Below are 17492 nucleotides of genomic sequence, written 5' to 3'. Positions count from 1 at the left end.
GGAGACCATGGAGGACCAGGCGGTCTGCTGCTACCGGCACCCGGAGCGAGAGACGGGCATCAGCTGCACCCGCTGCGACCGGCCCATCTGCCCCGAGTGCATGGTCAATGCATCGGTCGGCTTCCACTGCCCGGAGTGCTCGGGCGGTACCCATACGACGGGTGGCGGCGGCGCGACGGGCGGTAGCGCGCGGCGCATGCCGGGCGGTGGACAACTGCGGGCATTGCGGGGCGGTTCACTCGCGGCCGATCCCCGGCTGATCACCAAGATCTTGCTGGCGATCAATGTGCTGGTGTGGATCACGGTGCTCTCGAACGAGCAGATGATCAATGACTGGGCCCTGGTGGGTCAGTGGCCGCCGGCGGACTCTGGCCTGAGACCGGACCAGGGAGTCGCGGAGGGCGAGTGGTACCGCCTGGTGTCCGCGATGTTCCTCCACGAGGAACCGTTCCATATCGCCTTCAACATGCTGTCGCTCTGGTGGCTCGGCGCTCCCCTTGAGGCCGCGCTCGGTCGGGTCCGCTTCCTCGCGCTCTACCTCCTGTCGGGGCTTGGCGGCAGCGCCCTGAGCTATCTGCTCGCGGACGCCTCCCAGGCGTCGCTCGGCGCGTCGGGCGCCATCTTCGGCCTGCTCGGGGCGACGGCCGTGTTGATGCGGCGGCTCAACTACGACATGCGGCCCGTTGTCGTGCTGCTCGCGCTGAACCTCGTCTTCACCTTCGCCTGGAGCGATATCGCCTGGCAGGCGCACATCGGCGGCCTGATCATCGGCACGGCGGTGGCCTACGGGATAGTGCACGCACCGCGCGAGCGCCGCGATCTCGTGCAGGTCGGGACCTGCGTCGCGGTGTTCCTGGTGATCGTGGGGACCGTACTGCTGCGCACCGCCCAGCTCACCGGCTGAGCCGCGTACGCCGGGGCGCGCCCGAGCGCTGGGGCGCGGTCCGGCTCGTACCGAGCTGGCGCACCCCAGCGCGTATGCGGCCCGCCAGCCGTAAGCCGATCCGGGCGTGTGCCAATCCCGGGCCGCCACAAGCCTGTGCCGGACCCGAGACGTACGCTCGCTGCGACCCCGGAGGTACGCCCATATCTACGCTGGGTGTACGCCCACACCGCGGTCCGTGCGGCGCAGAAGAGCCGTGTTGACGGCGGTTCCATCGTGGTTGTCCACAGCAAGCGGCGCTCCCTGTGGGAACACCTGTCCGAGTCCGTGCGCAGTTGCATTTCCGCAGGCAGACGCCCTATCGCCGAAGGGGGCGGGCACCCGCTCCAGTCACACTGGCGTCAACCTGGCGGAGGTTATCCACAGATCGTCGTAAGTTTTCCCCACTGTGGATCGCTCTGTGGATAACTCAGGTCAGAGCTTGCCGAGGTCCGCAGGTGGGAGCCGCCAGGCGCAGCCTGCTGACGCGGCGGCCACGGCGTCCGTCACCGTGTCATGCTGCCGCGCGCACGGTGTCGCGCGGCTACTTCCACTGGGTGGAGACGACGAATCCTGCCGCGATGAAGCCGAAGCCGACGACGATGTTCCAGTTGCCGATCGAATCGATGGGCATATCGCCCGTCGTCACGTAGAACAGCACGATCCACGCCAGGCCGATCAGGAACATCGCCAGCATCAGCGGCGCGACCCAGCTCCGTCCGCTGGTCAGCCTTATGGTCGTGGCCTGCTTCGCCGACTGCGGCGTGAAGTCGTCCTTCTTGCGGATACGTGACTTCGGCACGAGGAACTCTCCTGTCGATGCGCTGCGTGACCGCGCGGAAACCGATGGGGCAGGGCGCCGGGGGGACCGAGCGAGGAGCACTGCCATATTCCCGGGCGTCCGTTAGCGTAGTGCTTCCGCGGCGCCGAGAGAGATAAGGGTACGTTGAGTAATTCAGCCGACTCCTCCGCCCCGGCCCGTCGTCGCTTCACTTTTCGCCCGATTCGGCTGTTGACAGCAAGCATCTTCGCGCTCGCCGGACTCATCTTTTGGATCAGCTTCAACACCGCCCAAGGCACCAACATCCGCAGTGACGAGTCGATGCTGCGGCTCTCCGACCTCATCCAGGACCGTAGCGACAAGAACGCCGCGCTGGACGAGAAGACCGCGGCGATGCGCTCCGACGTGGATGCTCTGCTCCACCGGGACGACGACCGTAGCGCGGCCGATGACAAGAGGCTAGGCGCATTGGAAAAGTCGGCTGGCACCCAGAAGCTGCGCGGCAGCGCGGTCACCGTCACCCTCACCGATGCCCCGCCGAATGCCACGCCCAAGGTGTCAGGCGTGCCCGATCCGCAACCCAACGACCTCGTCATCCATCAGCAGGACCTCCAGGCGGTGGTCAACGCGCTGTGGCAGGGCGGCGCCGATGGCATCAGGGTGATGGACCAGCGGCTCATCTCCACCAGTGCCGTGCGCTGCGTCGGCAACACCCTGATCCTTCAGGGCCGCGTCTACTCCCCGCCGTACAAGGTGACCGCCGTGGGCGACGTCTCCAGCCTGCGTGATGCACTCGACGACGACCCGGCGATTCAGAACTACCAGGAGTACGTGAAGGCCTACGGCCTTGGCTGGAAGGTCGATGAGCACGATTCGGTGACGCTACCCGGGTACTCCGGCACGGCGGACCTGCACTACGCGAAGCCAGTGGACTAGCCGGACTAGCCGGACTAGCCGGACCAACGACCGCTCTCGGCCCTCGGCCTCCGGTTCCTCCTGGCTGGCCGGCCTCGGCCCCCGCGGGCGCCACCTGGCTCCCCGTGCCGCGGCTCATCCGGGTCCCCTCCGCCTTCCGGACCCCTGCCCCTGCGGGCGTTCCGTTTGGCTGCGGCTTCCGGCCCACCCGGCGCTCGTGCCCAGCCCGCTCCTCGCCGTGCCGGCCTCGCGGGCGATGGACACGTGATCACCGCAGTCACCGCAGTCCTCGGGCCTCTTATCCGGCTGGCCCACGGCCCTGCCAGCTGGCCCCTTACTCTGGTTGCGCAAACGACTCTTTCCATCGGCTCATCGGCAAGTAGGGACAGCATGTACGGCTGGATCTGGCGGCATCTGCCGGGCAACGCGTGGCTGCGGGCACTGGCCTCGCTGCTGCTCGTGCTCGGCGTCGTATACCTGCTCTTCCAGTACATCTTTCCGTGGGCGGAGCCGCTGCTGCCGTTCAACGATGTGACGGTCGATGAGTGACCGCGGTGACGACAGGGACCGATACGGCAAGGACGGCAGGCATCCGATGACCGCGCGCATTCTCGTCGTGGACAACTACGACAGCTTTGTCTTCAACCTCGTTCAGTACCTCTACCAACTCGGCGCCGAGTGCGAGGTGCTACGTAACGATGAGGTCGAGTTGGCGCATGCCGAGGACGGCTTCGACGGGGTGCTGCTCTCCCCCGGACCCGGTACTCCGGAGCAGGCGGGCATCTGCGTGGACATGGTGCGGCACTGCGCGCGTGTTGGCGTGCCGGTGTTCGGCGTATGCCTGGGGATGCAGTCCATGGCCGTCGCGTACGGCGGTGTCGTTGGGCGCGCCCCCGAACTGCTGCACGGCAAGACCTCGCAGGTCACTCACGACGGCACGGGCGTCTTCGACGGGCTGCCGTCTCCGTTCACCGCGACCCGCTACCACTCGCTCTCCGTCGAGCACGACACCTTCCCCGACGAGTTGGAGATCACCGCCTATGCGGGGCGCCCCGACGATCCGGCGGGGCGGATCGCGATGGGGCTGCGCCACCGCGAACTGCCCGTCGAGGGAGTGCAGTTCCATCCGGAGTCGGTGCTCACCGAGTGGGGGCATCTGATGCTGGCGAACTGGCTGACCCGCTGCGGCGACCCTGGTGCGGTGGAGCGGGCGGTGGGACTGGCGCCGGTGGTGGGCAAGGCCGGGGCGTGACCGCACTGCGCCCCGAGCGCGAGGGCGCCGCATCCGGCGCCCAACAACCCGCCGCGAGTGAGCCACCGAACGACGAGACGGTGGGGTTGCGCATCATCAGCCTGGAGCGCCGCGGCACCCCAGGGCCCGGACCGATGCCGCCGCTGGCCGACGCGGAGACGATGGCGCTACGCCAGGCGGAACAGCCAGCCGAATCAGCGCAGCCAGCTAAGCCGGTGCAGCCAGGTAATCCGGTGCAGCCAGGTAGTCCGGTACGGCCGAGTTCGCCGGTGCAGCCAACCCTTCCCGTACCCGTACGGCCAACGCCGCCAGGGGAGCCAAGCCCGCCGCAGGAGTCGAACGCGCCTGGCCCGCCGAGAGAACAACCGGGCCCGCCGAGAGAACAAAGCGAGCAGAGCGAGCAGGACGGGCAGGGAACTGAGCCCGCCGGTGGTCGGGCAGCGCGACGCAAGGCGGCCCGCCAGACCGCCAGGCGCGCCGGCAGACGCTTACCTGGCCGTGGCGGAGGCCGAGGGCCCGGCCGGGCCGGCAGCGGCGCGTCAGCGGCCGGCAGCGCCCCCCTGACAACCGGCCGCGGGGCACACGCCGGCGCGGACCAAGGCGCGCATCAGCTCGCGAACCAGAGTGCGCAGCACAGCGCGGGCCAGGGCGCGGACCACACTGCGGCCCCCATGAGCCGGCTGGCGGCGCGGCGGGCCGAGCGGGCCCGTAAGCCCAGCGTGGGGGCGATGCTCAGCCGGGGGATCGGTGAGCTGTTCATCACCATCGGAGTGCTGATGCTGCTGTTTGTGACGTATCAGCTGTGGTGGACGAACATCCTTGCGCACCAGCAGGCGCAGCGCGAGAAGGACAAACTGCACAAGCAGTGGGCGCAGAACGACGAGCGGGCGCCCGGGGAGTTCGAGCCCGGCGAGGGCTTCGCCGTCATGTACATCCCCAAGCTGGACGTGGTGGTTCCGGTGGCCGAAGGCATCAACAAGCACAAGGTGCTCGACCGGGGCTTGGTCGGCCACTACGGGACCGGGAAGCTGAAGACTGCGATGCCGTCCGCCGAGCGGGGCAACTTCGCGGTCGCGGGGCACCGCAACACCCACGGGGAGCCGTTCCGGTACATCAATCGGCTTTCGCCCGGTGACCCGATCGTCGTGGAGACGCAGGACGCCTACTACACGTACGAGATGGCGGCTATTTTGCCGCAGACCTCGCCATCGAACGTCGGCGTCATCCGCCCCGTACCGCCGGGCTCTGGCTTCACCGAGCCGGGCCGCTATCTCACGATGACGACCTGCACCCCGGAATTCACCAGTAAGTATCGAATGATCGTGTGGGGCAAGATGGTTGAGGAGCGACCGCGTACCGAGGGCAAACCGGACGCGCTGGTGAACTGAGCGTCACCGGCGCGTCCACCTCGATGCGGCGGGAGTTCCGGCGGGGCGCGAGGGCGCCCGGCGCCTGAGAACCACAGGGAACGAGGTACGACGCGGTGGTACGGACCGACGAGGACGAGCGGAGCGAGGCGGGTGCGCCGGCCGCCGCACCGCCGCGGGGGCGCCGTGCCCGAGGCCGGGTCGCGACCGCCGTCGGCGTCTTCGGCGAGCTGCTGATCACGGTAGGGGTGCTCCTCGCGCTGTTTGTCGTCTACTCGCTGTGGTGGACGAACGTCATAGCCGATCGAGAGGCGAAGAAGCAGGGCGACAAGGTGCGCGACAACTGGGCCAGCAGCCCGGGCCAGCTCGACACCGAGGACGGCATCGGCTTTCTGCACGTACCCGACCTGAACGAGGGCGACATACTGGTCAAGAAGGGCACCGCGGCCAAGACCCTCAACAACGGCGTCGCCGGCTACTACACCAAGCCCGTGAAGTCGGCCATGCCGTGGGACAAAAAGGGCAATTTCACGCTGGCCGCGCACCGCGACGGGCACGGCGCGAAGTTCCACAACATCAACAAGCTGGACGAGGGCGACGCAGTGGTCTTCGAGACCCGCGACGTTTGGTACGTCTACCGCGTTTACGCGAAGCTCCCGGAGACCTCCAAGTACAACGTGGACGTCCTCGACCCGATCCCGAAGGAGTCCGGCAAGAAGCGCCCGGGCCGCTACATCACCCTGTCGACCTGCACCCCCGTCTACACCTCCCGCCACCGCTACATCGTGTGGGCGGAGTTGGAGCGTACGCAGAAGGTGGACGCGGACCGCTCCAAGCCGAAGGAACTGCGCTAGCACACGGCCGGCGCCGGCCGCGAAGAACGGCCCGATCGGCCGCACGGCCGCGGCGTGTCCGATGACGATCGCACGGCAGCCCGCCTGAGGGACCACGGAAAACGCCTCCGCTGTACACACTGGCCAGTGTGTACAGCGGAGGCGTTTCTCTTCGTCTACTCGCGGAGCCACGAGCCCCCGGCGGACCCGGTCACCGGCCCCGACAGCGCCTGCCGGGCACGGGATCGGTCTTGGCGGGGGCCCTAGCAGGCCCCGCCGTGCCCTCAGGCGCCGTTACGCCCCGGGGCGGGCGTCAGCCGAACCAGCCGCCCTCATTGCCTCCGATGCCGTTGCCCCCATTGCCATTACCGTTTCCGTTGCCATTACCGCCGCCCGGAGTGCCGCCTCCGCCGATGGTGGTGAGGTTCACGGCGGTGTCCGTCGGTACCTCGCTGCCCGCGCCGGGGTCGCTGAACATGACCGTCGCGTTGTCGTCTTGCGGGCCGGTGATGCTGCCGACCCGCAGGCCCAGGCCCTCAAGGGAAGCGCGAGCGTCACTCAGCTTTTGCTGGGTGAGCACGGGGACACGGACCGGGGCGTCGCTCTCGTCTCCGTCGTCGCCGCCCTCGTCGCCGCCTTCAGGCGCCTTCGCGATGGTCAGGGTGATCTTCGAGCCGGGAACGACCGGGGTGCCGCCGGTGGGGGTCTGGCCGATGACCGTGCCCGGCGGCTTGTCCTCGCTCTCCTGCTCTTGCGTCTCGACCTGCAAACCCTGGCCCTCCAGGAGCTGCTTGGCCTCGGCGGTGGACTTGCCCATCACGTCAAGGACGGTGATCTGTGCCTTCTTCTTGGCCACCGTCAGCGTGACCTCGGAGCCCTTGCGGACCTTGGTGCCGCCGTCCGGGTTTTGACTGAGCACCTTGCCCGGCTCCTGGTCGGACTCGGTCTCCTCGGTGATGACCGTGAACTCCTTGGCATCCAGGAGTTTCTTGGCGTTGTCCACCTGCTTCTCGGTGACGTCGGGAACCTCGACCTTCTCGACCGCAAGGCCCTTCGACATCACCACCTCGACGACGCCGTTCCGCTTGACCTCGACGTCCGGGCTGAACGCAGGGGTCTGCTGGCACACCGTCCCCTTGGGCTCCTTGCAGAACTTCGAGCCCGTCTCCTTGATCGTGAAGTCACCGTTTTCGGCTTCCTTCTCGGCGTCTTCGATCGTCTTGCCGACGAGGTTCGGCACATCGACCATGTCGTCGGTTTTGTCGTTGCCGAGCAGGGACTTGCCGATGAAGATGGCGCCGACCAGGACCAAGATGGCCGCGAGCACCAGCAGAATCGTGGAGGTGTGGTTCTTCTTCTCGCCGCGGCGGCGGTCGGGCCGATCGTTGTAGCCGAAACCGCCGTCGTCATCGCGCGTGGGCGGCAGCATGGAAGTCTGCGCCGCCGCGTCCTGCGGCCGGAGCATGGTGGTGGGCTGCTCATCGCCATAGCCGACCGCGCCGAGCGCTGCCGTGGCCGCCACCGGCTGCCCGTCGAGGGCCGCCTCGATGTCGGCACGCATCTCGTCGGCGGACTGATAGCGGTAGGCCGGGTCCTTCACCAGCGCCCGCAGGACGATCGCGTCCATCTCGGGGGTGAGCTCCGGGTCATACGCGCTCGGCGGCTGCGGCTCTTCCCGTACGTGCTGGTAGGCGACAGCCACCGGAGAGTCGCCGATGAAGGGCGGCCGGACCGTGAGCAGCTCGTACAGCAGGCAGCCGGTCGAGTAGAGGTCGCTGCGCGCGTCCACCTGCTCGCCCTTGGCCTGCTCGGGCGAGAGGTACTGGGCGGTGCCGATGACGGCCGATGTCTGCGTCATGGTCATGCCGGACTCGCCCATCGCGCGCGCGATGCCGAAGTCCATCACCTTGACCTGTCCGGTGCGCGTCAGCATGACGTTGGCCGGCTTGATGTCGCGGTGGACGATCTGGTTGCGGTGTGAGTACTCCAGCGCCTGGAGGATGCCGACGGTCATCTCCATGGACCGCTCGGGCAGCAACTTTCGCCCGGAGTGCAGCAGTTCACGAAGGGTGGAGCCGTCCACGTACTCCATCACGATGTACGGGATCGAGACGCCATCGACGTAGTCCTCGCCGGTGTCGTAGACCGCGACGATCGCTGGGTGGTTGAGCGAGGCGGCCGACTGGGCCTCACGGCGGAACCGGGCCTGGAACGACGGGTCGCGGGCGAGATCGACCCGTAGCGTCTTCACAGCGACGGTGCGGCCCAGGCGCGTGTCATGGGCGAGGTAAACCTCCGCCATGCCACCGCGGCCGAGCACCGAGCCCAGCTCGTACCGGCCGCCGAGGCGACGCGGCTCTTCCATAGCTTCTCCAGCCCTCTCCGTCATTCCCGACCGCACCGGTGTGGGGCCCGGCGGTGTGCTGCTCGGCATACCGTACCCGGCGAGTCTCGCGGGTCCTGGCCGCCACCGTGACCTGATATCCGACCGGTATCGCGCCGTGCGGGATTCGGATTCACAAGGTGGTCCGGGTCACTTGTCGCTGTCGAGCACTGCCTTCATGACGTCCTTGGCGATCGGGGCCGCTAGGCCACCGCCGGAGATGTCATCGCGTTCCGCCTCGGAGTCCTCGACCACGACCGCCACCGCGACCGGAGAGCCGTCATCGCCCTTGGCGTAGGAGATGAACCAGGCATACGGGTTCTCACTGTTCGCCACCCCGTGCTGGGCGGTGCCAGTCTTGCCACCAACGGTGACGCCGGGAATCTGGGCGCTGGTTCCCGTGCCCTTCTCGACGACGTTCTCCATCATTTCCTGGAGCTTGTGCGCGGTGTCCGACGAGATCGGGCTACCGGCCTTGTCGGGGCTGGTCTGTTCGACCACGTTGAGGTTCGGTGCCCGCAGCTTGTCCACCATGTAGGGCTTCATCATCTTGCCGTCGTTGGCGATGGCGGCGGTGACCATGGCCATCTGGAGCGGCGTCGCGCGGTTGCTCGCCTGGCCGATGCCGGCCATCGCGTTCTGCGGCCGGTTGTCGTCGGGGTAGACGCTGGCGTCGGCGCGCACCGGGATGTAGACCTCGTCGTTGAAGCCGAACTTCTCGGCTTGCTTCTTCATCTTCTCGTTGCCGAGGTCATCGCTGATCTTGCCGAAGACGGTGTTGCAGGAGACCTGAAGGGCGACCTTGAGGGTGGCGTTCTTGCACGGGATGTTGCCCTCGTTGGGAAGCGGCTGGCCGGTGGTCTGCGGCAGCTTCCATGGCAGCGGCGAGTCAGTGGGCTTGTCGATGCTGTCGTAGAGGCCGTCCTCCAGAGCCGCGGCGGCGGTGACGACCTTGAACGTAGAGCCGGGCGGGTAGGTCTGGCGCAGCGCCCGGTTGAGCATCGGCACGTTCTTGTTGTTCTTCTCGTCGAGGCGCTTCCACTCCGCCGCGTCCTTCTTGGAGCCGCCCGCGATGTTCGTCGGGTCGTAGCTCGGCGTGGAGGCGAGGGCGAGGACCTTGCCGGTGCGCGGGTCGAGCGCGGCGACGGCGCCCTTTTTGTCGCCGAGGCCGCGGAAGGCGGCCTCCTGGGCCTTGGCGTTGAGGGTGGTGATGACGTCGCCACCCTTCTTGCTCTTGCCCGTGATCATGTCGAGGGTGCGGTTGAAGAACAGCCGGTCGTCGTCACCGGTGAGGATGCCGTCGTGCAGGTTCTCCAACTGCGTGGCGCCGTAGACCTGCGAGGCGTAGCCGGTGACCGGGGCCCACATCTCGCCGTTGGTGTACGTGCGCTTGTACTTGAAGTCGGTGCCGTCCGTCTCCTTGGAGCCGGTGATGGCCTTGCCGTCCACGATGATGTTTCCGCGCGGCTGGCTGTAGCGCTCGATCTCGACGCGGCGGTTGTGTTTGTGGTCGGCGAGCTCGTCGGCTTGGACGAACTGAATCCAGTTGTCCCGTATCAGCAGGGCGAGAACGAGCAGTCCGCAAAAGATCGCGATGCGGCGCAGTGGCTTGTTCACGGTCGGACCACCTGGGTCATCTCGGCGTCGGGGGAGGGCGCGGGGGCCGGGGCCGGGCGGCGTGCGGTGTCACTGATCTTGATCAGGATGGCGATCAGCGCCCAGTTGGCGAGCACGGAGGAGCCACCGTAGGCGAGGAACGGCATCGTCATACCGGTCAGCGGGATCAGGCCCATGACGCCACCCGCGACGACGAAGACCTGAATGCCGAAGGCGGCGGAGAGGCCGATGGCCAGCAGTTTGCCGAACGGGTCGCGGGCGGCCAGCGCGGTGCGCACGCCGCGCTCCACGATCAGCCCGTACAGCAGCAAGATGGCCATCGTGCCGGCCAGGCCCAGTTCCTCGCCCACGGTGGCGAGGATGAAGTCGGAGTTGGCGGCGAAGCCGATGAGGTCGGAGTTGCCCTGGCCGAGGCCGGTGCCCATCACGCCGCCGGAGCCGAAGGCCATCAGCGCCTGGGCGATCTGCTCGGTTCCCTGGCCGGTCTCGAAGACAGCGAACGGGTCGAGCCAGGCGTCCACACGCTGCTGCACGTGTGGTTCGAAGGTGGCCACGCCGACAGCGCCCACGGCCGACATCAACAGGCCGAACACGATCCAACTCGTGCGCTCGGTGGCCACGTACAGCATGACGACGAACATGCCGAAGAACAGCAGCGAGGTACCCAGGTCGGTCTCGAAGACCAGGATCAGGATGCTCATCGCCCATACGACGAGGATCGGCCCCAGGTCACGGCCGCGCGGTAGGTAAAGGCCCATGAAGCGGCGGCTGGCCAGCGCCAGGGCGTCGCGTTTGACCATGAGGTAGCCGGCGAAGAAGACCGCGATCACGATCTTGGCGAACTCCGCCGGTTGGATCGAGAAGGAGCCGACGGTGACCCAGATCCTGGCGCCGAACTTGGCCGGGAAGAAGACCGGCATCACCAGCAGGATCAGCGCGCCGGCCATCGAGATGTAGGTGTAGCGCTGAAGGATGCGGTGGTCCTTGAGCAGCATGAGCACGCCGACGAAGAACGCCACGCCCATCGCCGAGTACATGAGCTGGTTGGGTGCGGACGCCCCGTAGACAAAACCCTGGGCCTCGGCGGCACGGGCCAGCCGTTCCGACTGGTCGAGCCGCCAAATCAGTACCAGACCAAGCCCGTTGAGCAAGGTAGCCAGCGGCAACAGCAGCGGGTCGGCGTACGGGGCGAACTTGCGCACCACGATATGTCCGACACCCGCGAGCAGGCCAAGGCCGAGTCCGTAGCTGAGCATGCCCGATGGCATCTCGTCGCTGAGAGCAAGGCCCACATTGGCGTACGCGAAGACCGGGATGAGTACCGCGAAGGCGAGCATCGCCAGTTCGGTGTTGCGTCTGCTCGGCGGTCCCGCCGTGCTGATCGTGGTGGTACTAGTGGTACTGCTGCTCATTGCTGGCGGCCCCCTACCGCTTCACTGCTGGGTGCCGCCGCACTCGTCGGCCAATGCGAGCTCCGCCTGCGACAGCGAGGGGCTTGGCTTCGGGGTGGGAGACGGTGTGGTCTTGTCGGTGCGGGGCCCGTTCTCGCTCATTACGCCGGTCGGGACGCTGATGCCGTTGCCGGTCTGGCCCTTGTCCTTGTTTTCGTCCTTGTTCTTGTCCTTGTTGAGGTCCTGCTGGCTCTCCTCAGCACGCTTGCGCTCTTCTTGGGCGCGCCTTTGCTGGTCGAGCTTCTCGCAGGTGCTGGCAAGCAACTCCAGCTTCTTGGCCTTGTTCCGCGCCTGACCGAGGTCGCTCACCGCGATGGTGTCCTCGACCCGGGAGCGCTGGTCTATGGGCAGGTACTTGAGTTCGGTGTCGCGGTAGTCCTCGTGGACCTTGTTGAGGCTGATCCACGCCAGGTCCTGGCTGATGCCCTGGTAGATCGCTACGTGATCGCCGTTGGCGCCGACGTAATACTGGTTTTGCGTCCAGCGGTAGCCGCCGTACAGGCCGCCACCAACCACGGCCAGCGCGAGCGCGATGTACACCGAGCGCTTGGCCCACTTGTTCCGTCCGCCCTTGGCGGACGGCTCGTCGGCGTCCGGGTAGCTGCCGAAGGCGCCATCGTTGGGACGGCCGATCGACGCGTCGCCACTGCCGGGCGGGCCGAAGCCGCCCGCATCCTCGCCGGCTGACTGCGGCGGTACGGGCTTGGCTCTGCCGAGTTCGGCGGCGCGCGCCGCGGGGGTCGTCGCGGCGCCGCCGTCGCTGAGCTGGATCTGGTTTTCGGCGACGGCTCCGACGATGACCGGGGTGTCGTTGAGCTGCGCGGCCATGGCGTCGTTGCCGTCCACGTCCAGGACGTCGGCGACGATGCACGTGATGTTGTCGGGGCCGCCGCCGCGCAATGCGAGCTGGATCAGCTCCTGCACGGTCTCGTGCGGGCCCTGGTAACTGGCCAGGGTGTCTTCGAGGGTTTGGTGGCTGACCACGCTGGACAGCCCGTCCGAGCAGATGAGATAGCGATCCCCGGCCCGCACCTCACGGACCGAAAGGTCCGGCTCGACATGGTCACCGCTGCCCAGCGCCCGCATCAGCAGCGAGCGCTGCGGGTGCGTGGTGGCCTCTTCCTCGGTGATCCGGCCCTCGTCCACCAGACGCTGCACCCAGGTGTGGTCCTGGGTGATCTGGGTGAGGGCACCGTCACGCAGCAGATACGCGCGGGAGTCCCCGACGTGGACGAGGCCGAGCCGCTGACCGGTCCACAGCAGGGCCGTGAGCGTGGTGCCCATGCCTTCGAGCTGCGGGTCCTCCTCGACCATGACGCGGAGTTGGTCGTTGGCGCGCTGTACGGCGTTGCCCAGCGCGGTGAGGATGTCGGAGCCGGGCACGTCGTCGTCGAGCTGGACGAGAGTGGAGATCACTTCCGAGCTGGCGACCTCACCGGCGGCCTGGCCGCCCATGCCATCGGCAATGGCCAACAGCCTGGGGCCGGCATAGCCGGAGTCCTCGTTGCCCTCCCGGATCATGCCCTTGTGCGATCCGGCGGCGAAACGCAGCGACAGACTCATGCGCACCTCGCCCGTCGGCTCCGGGTACATCCGCACGGTGCCCACCCTCCGGTCGTCATGTTTCTACTACTTCCGCAGCTCGATGACGGTTTTGCCGATGCGGATCGGCGCACCGAGCGGAATTGGCGTCGGTGTGGTGAGCCGGGTCCGTTCGAGATACGTACCGTTCGTGGACCCGAGATCTTCGACGATCCACTGCCCGTCACGGTCTGGATAGATCCTGGCATGCCTGCTGGACGCGTAGTCGTCGTCCAGAACAATCGTCGAGTCGTGTGCTCGACCGAGGGAGATCGTCTGCCCCTGGAGGGCGACGGTGGTGCCGGTAAGGGTGCCCTCGGACACCACCAGCTTGGTGGGGGCGCCACGCCGTTGCCGGCCGGCCCCCCGGCCGCTGGGCTGTTGTTGCCGCTGTTGTGGTGCCGCCGCCTGTTGCCGCTGCGGCGTCCGGTCGCTGCCGCCACGGCGTGACCCGCGCTGGGTCACCCGCGTGCCGAACAAATCGCTGCGAATGACCTGTACGGCCACGATGACGAACAGCCACAGTACGGCGAGGAAACCCAACCGCATGACCGTGAGGGTCAGCTCTGACATTGCCCCCGCTTCACCCTTCGGCTTGCCGATAAACGATGGTGGTGCTGCCCACGACGACGCGGGAGCCGTCGCGGAGCGTAGCGCGCGTGGTGTGTTGTCCGTCTACCACGATGCCGTTGGTCGATCCCAGATCCTGGATCGTCGGAGGCGTTCCGACCCGGATCTCGCAGTGCCGACGCGAGACGCCCGGATCATCGATCCGCACGTCAGCGTCGGTGCTGCGGCCCATCACCAAAGTGGGCCGGGAGATTTGATGGCGGGTGCCGTTGATCTCGATCCACCGCCGCGTCTGCGTGCCGGGCTGCGGCCCCGCGCTGGGTTGGCCCGGACGGGGCCCTGGGCGCGCGCCAGGCGGTGGAGCGTTGGGCATGGGCGGCGGAGCGCCCTGTGCAGGCCCGGGGCCGCCACGCGGCGGCACCGCGCGCAACCCGGGCCCCTGCCCGGGCGGAGGGCCCTGCTGGGCGCCTGGCGGCGGCCCCTGCGCCGGTCCCGGCTGCGGGCTCTGGCTCTCGCTGGAGGCGAGCGTACGGCTGCGCACGCGGTACAGACCGGTGTCGAGGTCGTCGGCCTTCTCCAGATGGACCTTGATGGTGCCCATGAAGGTATAGCGCTGCTGCTTGGCGTACTCGCGGACCATGCCGGACAGCTCGTCGCCAAGTTGTCCCGAGTACGGGCTCAGCCGCTCGAAGTCGGGCGGGCTCAGTTCGACGATGAAGTCATTGGGGACGACGGTGCGGTCACGGTTCCAGATGGTGGCGTTGTTATCGCACTCCCGCTGGAGCGCCCCCGCGATCTCAACCGGCTGCACCTCAGACTTGAACACCTTGGCGAAGGTGCCGTTTACGAGACCTTCGAGACGTTGCTCGAAGCGCTTCAGCACTCCCACGGGGCACCTCCTTCCTCAGTCTTCCTCGGCCGAGTCGTCTTGATACTGCTTACTGATCGTATCCACGCGTCGGGAAATCGGCTGGTTCCACTTCCTGGCCCGATGCGAGGAGTGTCACCTCTCACAGCGGAGTGTCCCCCTTCACGGGCTTCACGGGCTTCACTGGGCTTCATGCGCTTCACGGGGATCGTAGATGTGCCCTGTGCCAGTGTCCCGCAACTGGGGCGGTCCCTGAGCCGGTGGGACGCCGATAACGGATGCGAGGGCACCTCATCCAGCGTGCTAATCTTCTCGAAGTCGGAAGGCGCTCCCACCCAAAACGGACGGATCTCCCCGGTCGATTTTGATCGGTACGATCACACCGCATAAGGTGAAGAAGTCTTACGGTGACACCCATGCGCGGGTGGCGGAATAGGCAGACGCGCTGGATTCAGGTTCCAGTGCCCGAAAGGGCGTGGGGGTTCAACTCCCCCCTCGCGCACCAGTTGAAAACCCCTGTTGATCAGGGGTTTTCTGCTTTTCTGGGCCATGTCGTGGCCCACCACATGGCCAACCAACGCCACGTGATCGTGGGGTCGTGTAAGAGCCAGTACCCCAGGCCGAGGTGATCGGCGTGGCGTGGGCTGTAGCCAACTTCCGGGCCTTGGCCTCACGACCGTGGCCGTACCGGGCCATCGATTAGCCACAGGTGAGTGGTGTCGAACGTTGGCTGAAACCTCGGCCGTGTTCTCCACGGCGTCCGGGGCGTTTGTCGCGTAGGTGTGTCTTAGCTCGTGGATGCGGCAGTCCTGGGGCCCTGGCCAGCGCATGTCGGCGGTTCGCCACAGAGAGAAGAACCCCCGTTCTGGAGAGATCCAAAATGGGGATTCCTTGTGGTGCTGGTGCTGGTGCTGTGGTGCAGTGCGGATGGCGGGGCGGGGTTGTGTGGCGCTGAGGCGGTGGCGGGTTCGGCTGGGGCCGTGTGCGCGGTGCCTCGGCTAGCACAACCCCTCGCGTGCGCTGGTTCAGCCCGCGAAGCGAGCGGCCAGGGCCTTGGCCTTGGTGGTGGCGTCCTCGTATGCCTTGGCGCGTGAGGCGTCGGACAGGTCGATCAGGTTGGCCATCGACGGCGTGACCCGGGCGAGGGTCAGCTCGGGGACGATGAAATCGACGTTGAGGCCGAGCATGCCGTTCAGGACCGCCTCCAGATAGTTCTGGACAAACTCGAAGGTTTCGCGCGGAGTACCCGGCGCGTAGGAGCCGCCACGGCTGGCCACCACGGTTACCGGAGTACCCGCCGCCGAGGGCGTTTCGCCCGCTGTCCGGCCCATGATGATCACCTGGTCCAGCCACGACTTGAGCGTGGAGGAGATCGTGAAGTTGTACATCGGGGCGCCGATGACTATCGCGTCCGCACGCTCCAACTCCTCGGCGAGCTCGACGCGCAGCGCGAAGGCCTTCTGCTGCTCGGGGCTGTGCTCGGCGGGGTCGGAGAAACCAGCGGTTGCGGAGACGCCATCGATGTGCGGCAGCGGGTCGGCGGCCAGGTCACGGTAGATGACGGTGCCCGCCGGGTGCTGCTCTTCCCACGTCTTGCGGAAGGAGGCAGTCACACCGCGGGAGGCAGAACCCTCGTGCGGATAGACGGACGAGTCAAGGTGCAGCAAGGTGGGCATAACGGTGCCTTCCGGTATTCGTACTACTCAAGGCGTGAAAATGGCAAAGGTGACATCGGGGGTGTCGTACGGGCCAGACGTGTGCTGCGCTTCCGTACGTCCCTATTGATAACATAGTAGCTTACTTTTCTATAGCTACGAAGAGGCTGAGCAGTATCCTGGAGTCATGACGGACCACACCGCACAGAGCTGCAAGAGGGCCGACGCGGGCGTGGCGCGCGTCTTCGAACTGTTCGGCAAGCGCTGGACTGGGCTGATCGTGGCCACGCTGATGGGCGGCGGCGGGTACTTTGCCGAGCTGCGGAGAGCGGTCCCGGGCATTAGCGAGCGAATGTTGTCCGACCGGCTCACGGAGTTGGCGGCGGTGGGGCTGGTCTCACGCGAGGTGGACGCCGGTCCGCCGTTGCGGGTGTTCTACCGGTTGACCAAGGGCGGCGATGCGCTGGAACCCGCGCTGAAGGCGCTCGGTGCGTGGGCGGAGACGTATCTGCCGGACGGCGGCGAGTGTCCGGACCGCTTCCGCAGCTAGCCGGGGCGGCCCTTTGGACGCCGAGCGGAAGCGGTGTACGGGTGATGGCGGAATGGGGTGCGGCGTGGGCGGGGTGGCGGTGGGACGTCATGAAGTGGTGGCGCGCGACGTCATGGGGTGTGGTCGGTGGGGTTGAGGTTGTCCCCCCGTCGCGTTGTAGCGGCGCAGATAGGCCGCGAATCGATCGAGGTCGGCCGCGTCCCAGGTGGTGAGGCGCCGGTGCATGAGTGCACGGCGGTTGGCTGTGACGCCGCGCAGCGCCTCGGTGCCGGACGCGGTGAGGTGCAATACCCGCACCCGGTGGTCGCCGGGGTCGGTCCGCCGCTCGACATAGCCGAGTTGCTCCAGCGCGGAGATCTGGCGGCTGACGGTGGACGTGTGCAAGAGGTAATGGGCCGCGAGATCGGTGGCGCGGCAGCCGTCTGAGTCTTCCAAGTGCGCAAGCAAGGTGAAGGAAACCAACGAGAGTTTTCCCGATGCAGACGCGCCGCCACGGCGCGCGCTCGCCGGACGAAGGGGGTCATCTCACGGCGGATGATCTCCACGGAAGAGTCTCGGTCGGCCCTGCTCTCCCCTCATTTTCCCTGGTCAGGTAGGGGCGCTGGCACCGAAGAAGACCAGACACAATGACGTGCGTATGACAACGCCACAGAGTTATCCACAGGCAACCCCCGACACTGGGCTTGCTCTGTACCGTCGTGAACACGCACTGGTTGGTCCTGGTGCGAACGGGGATGGGGAGGTCAG

15 protein-coding genes, 1 tRNA gene and 1 pseudogene are annotated in these 17492 nt (G+C 67.2%); 8 read left to right on the top strand and 9 right to left on the bottom strand.

Annotated features, from left to right (window positions below; genetic code table 11):
- The first annotated feature begins 7 nt into the window (after window positions 1-7).
- Complete coding sequence (locus FHS42_RS05345) at window positions 8-904, top strand: rhomboid family intramembrane serine protease (RefSeq protein WP_184569350.1); 897 nt, start codon at window positions 8-10, stop codon at window positions 902-904.
- A 562-nt stretch (window positions 905-1466) separates the two neighbouring features.
- On the opposite strand, the gene crgA is transcribed toward FHS42_RS05345, so the two are convergent.
- Window positions 1467-1724, bottom strand: coding sequence for a cell division protein CrgA (crgA, locus tag FHS42_RS05340; protein WP_184569349.1), 258 nt, complete (start codon window positions 1722-1724; stop codon window positions 1467-1469).
- A 144-nt stretch (window positions 1725-1868) separates the two neighbouring features.
- Between crgA and FHS42_RS05335 the strand changes: the two genes are divergently transcribed.
- From FHS42_RS05335 to FHS42_RS05315, 5 genes are all read left to right on the top strand, one after another.
- Window positions 1869-2639, top strand: a complete 771-nt coding sequence (locus FHS42_RS05335) for a DUF881 domain-containing protein (protein ID WP_184569348.1) — start codon at window positions 1869-1871, stop codon at window positions 2637-2639.
- Between the two features lie 369 nt (window positions 2640-3008).
- Complete coding sequence (locus FHS42_RS05330; RefSeq protein WP_184569347.1) at window positions 3009-3167, top strand: hypothetical protein; 159 nt, start codon at window positions 3009-3011, stop codon at window positions 3165-3167.
- A 46-nt stretch (window positions 3168-3213) separates the two neighbouring features.
- The gene (locus tag FHS42_RS05325; RefSeq protein WP_184569766.1) at window positions 3214-3870 is read left to right on the top strand and encodes an aminodeoxychorismate/anthranilate synthase component II; all 657 of its coding nucleotides are present in this window, start codon (window positions 3214-3216) and stop codon (window positions 3868-3870) included.
- 161 nt (window positions 3871-4031) lie between these two features.
- Complete coding sequence (locus FHS42_RS05320; RefSeq protein WP_246494322.1) at window positions 4032-5258, top strand: class E sortase; 1227 nt, start codon at window positions 4032-4034, stop codon at window positions 5256-5258.
- A 95-nt stretch (window positions 5259-5353) separates the two neighbouring features.
- A complete protein-coding gene (locus tag FHS42_RS05315; RefSeq protein ID WP_184569346.1) occupies window positions 5354-6091 on the top strand; it encodes a class E sortase in 738 nt (245 codons plus the stop codon).
- 292 nt (window positions 6092-6383) lie between these two features.
- Here FHS42_RS05315 and pknB read toward each other — a convergent pair whose 3' ends face one another.
- The 6 genes from pknB to FHS42_RS05285 all read right to left on the bottom strand — a co-directional run bounded on the left by pknB (window position 6384) and on the right by FHS42_RS05285 (window position 14561).
- On the bottom strand, window positions 6384-8435 hold the full coding sequence (pknB, locus tag FHS42_RS05310; RefSeq protein WP_184569345.1) for a Stk1 family PASTA domain-containing Ser/Thr kinase: 2052 nt from the start codon (window positions 8433-8435) through the stop codon (window positions 6384-6386).
- A gap of 168 nt (window positions 8436-8603) precedes the next feature.
- Window positions 8604-10070: a peptidoglycan D,D-transpeptidase FtsI family protein gene (locus FHS42_RS05305; protein WP_184569344.1), complete on the bottom strand. Its 1467-nt coding sequence runs from the start codon at window positions 10068-10070 to the stop codon at window positions 8604-8606.
- The gene (locus FHS42_RS05300) at window positions 10067-11482 is read right to left on the bottom strand and encodes an FtsW/RodA/SpoVE family cell cycle protein (RefSeq protein ID WP_184569343.1); all 1416 of its coding nucleotides are present in this window, start codon (window positions 11480-11482) and stop codon (window positions 10067-10069) included. Before FHS42_RS05300 ends, FHS42_RS05305 begins: the two co-directional genes overlap by 4 nt.
- Window positions 11483-11503: 21 nt before the next feature.
- On the bottom strand, window positions 11504-13084 hold the full coding sequence (locus FHS42_RS05295; protein WP_184569764.1) for a Stp1/IreP family PP2C-type Ser/Thr phosphatase: 1581 nt from the start codon (window positions 13082-13084) through the stop codon (window positions 11504-11506).
- Between the two features lie 66 nt (window positions 13085-13150).
- Window positions 13151-13675, bottom strand: a complete 525-nt coding sequence (locus tag FHS42_RS05290) for an FHA domain-containing protein FhaB/FipA (protein WP_184569342.1) — start codon at window positions 13673-13675, stop codon at window positions 13151-13153.
- Between the two features lie 10 nt (window positions 13676-13685).
- Entirely contained in the window at window positions 13686-14561 is an 876-nt protein-coding gene (locus FHS42_RS05285) for an FHA domain-containing protein (protein WP_184569341.1), read from the bottom strand.
- Between the two features lie 397 nt (window positions 14562-14958).
- On the opposite strand from FHS42_RS05285, the gene FHS42_RS05280 reads away from it, so the two are divergent.
- A tRNA-Leu gene (locus FHS42_RS05280) sits at window positions 14959-15045 on the top strand.
- Between the two features lie 520 nt (window positions 15046-15565).
- Here FHS42_RS05280 and FHS42_RS05275 read toward each other — a convergent pair.
- Entirely contained in the window at window positions 15566-16216 is a 651-nt protein-coding gene (locus tag FHS42_RS05275) for an FMN-dependent NADH-azoreductase (protein WP_184569340.1), read from the bottom strand.
- 166 nt (window positions 16217-16382) lie between these two features.
- On the opposite strand from FHS42_RS05275, the gene FHS42_RS05270 reads away from it, so the two are divergent.
- On the top strand, window positions 16383-16745 hold the full coding sequence (locus FHS42_RS05270; protein ID WP_184569339.1) for a winged helix-turn-helix transcriptional regulator: 363 nt from the start codon (window positions 16383-16385) through the stop codon (window positions 16743-16745).
- A gap of 87 nt (window positions 16746-16832) precedes the next feature.
- On the opposite strand, the pseudogene FHS42_RS05265 reads toward FHS42_RS05270, so the two are convergent.
- Window positions 16833-17269, bottom strand: a pseudogene (locus tag FHS42_RS05265) (MarR family winged helix-turn-helix transcriptional regulator).
- Window positions 17270-17492 lie beyond the last annotated feature (223 nt).

The sequence above is a fragment of the Streptomyces zagrosensis genome (assembly GCF_014203645.1).
GTDB lineage: Bacteria > Actinomycetota > Actinomycetes > Streptomycetales > Streptomycetaceae > Streptomyces > Streptomyces zagrosensis.
Note: the sequence above shows the minus strand (reverse complement) of the source record. Positions and strands in the feature narration are given on the sequence as shown.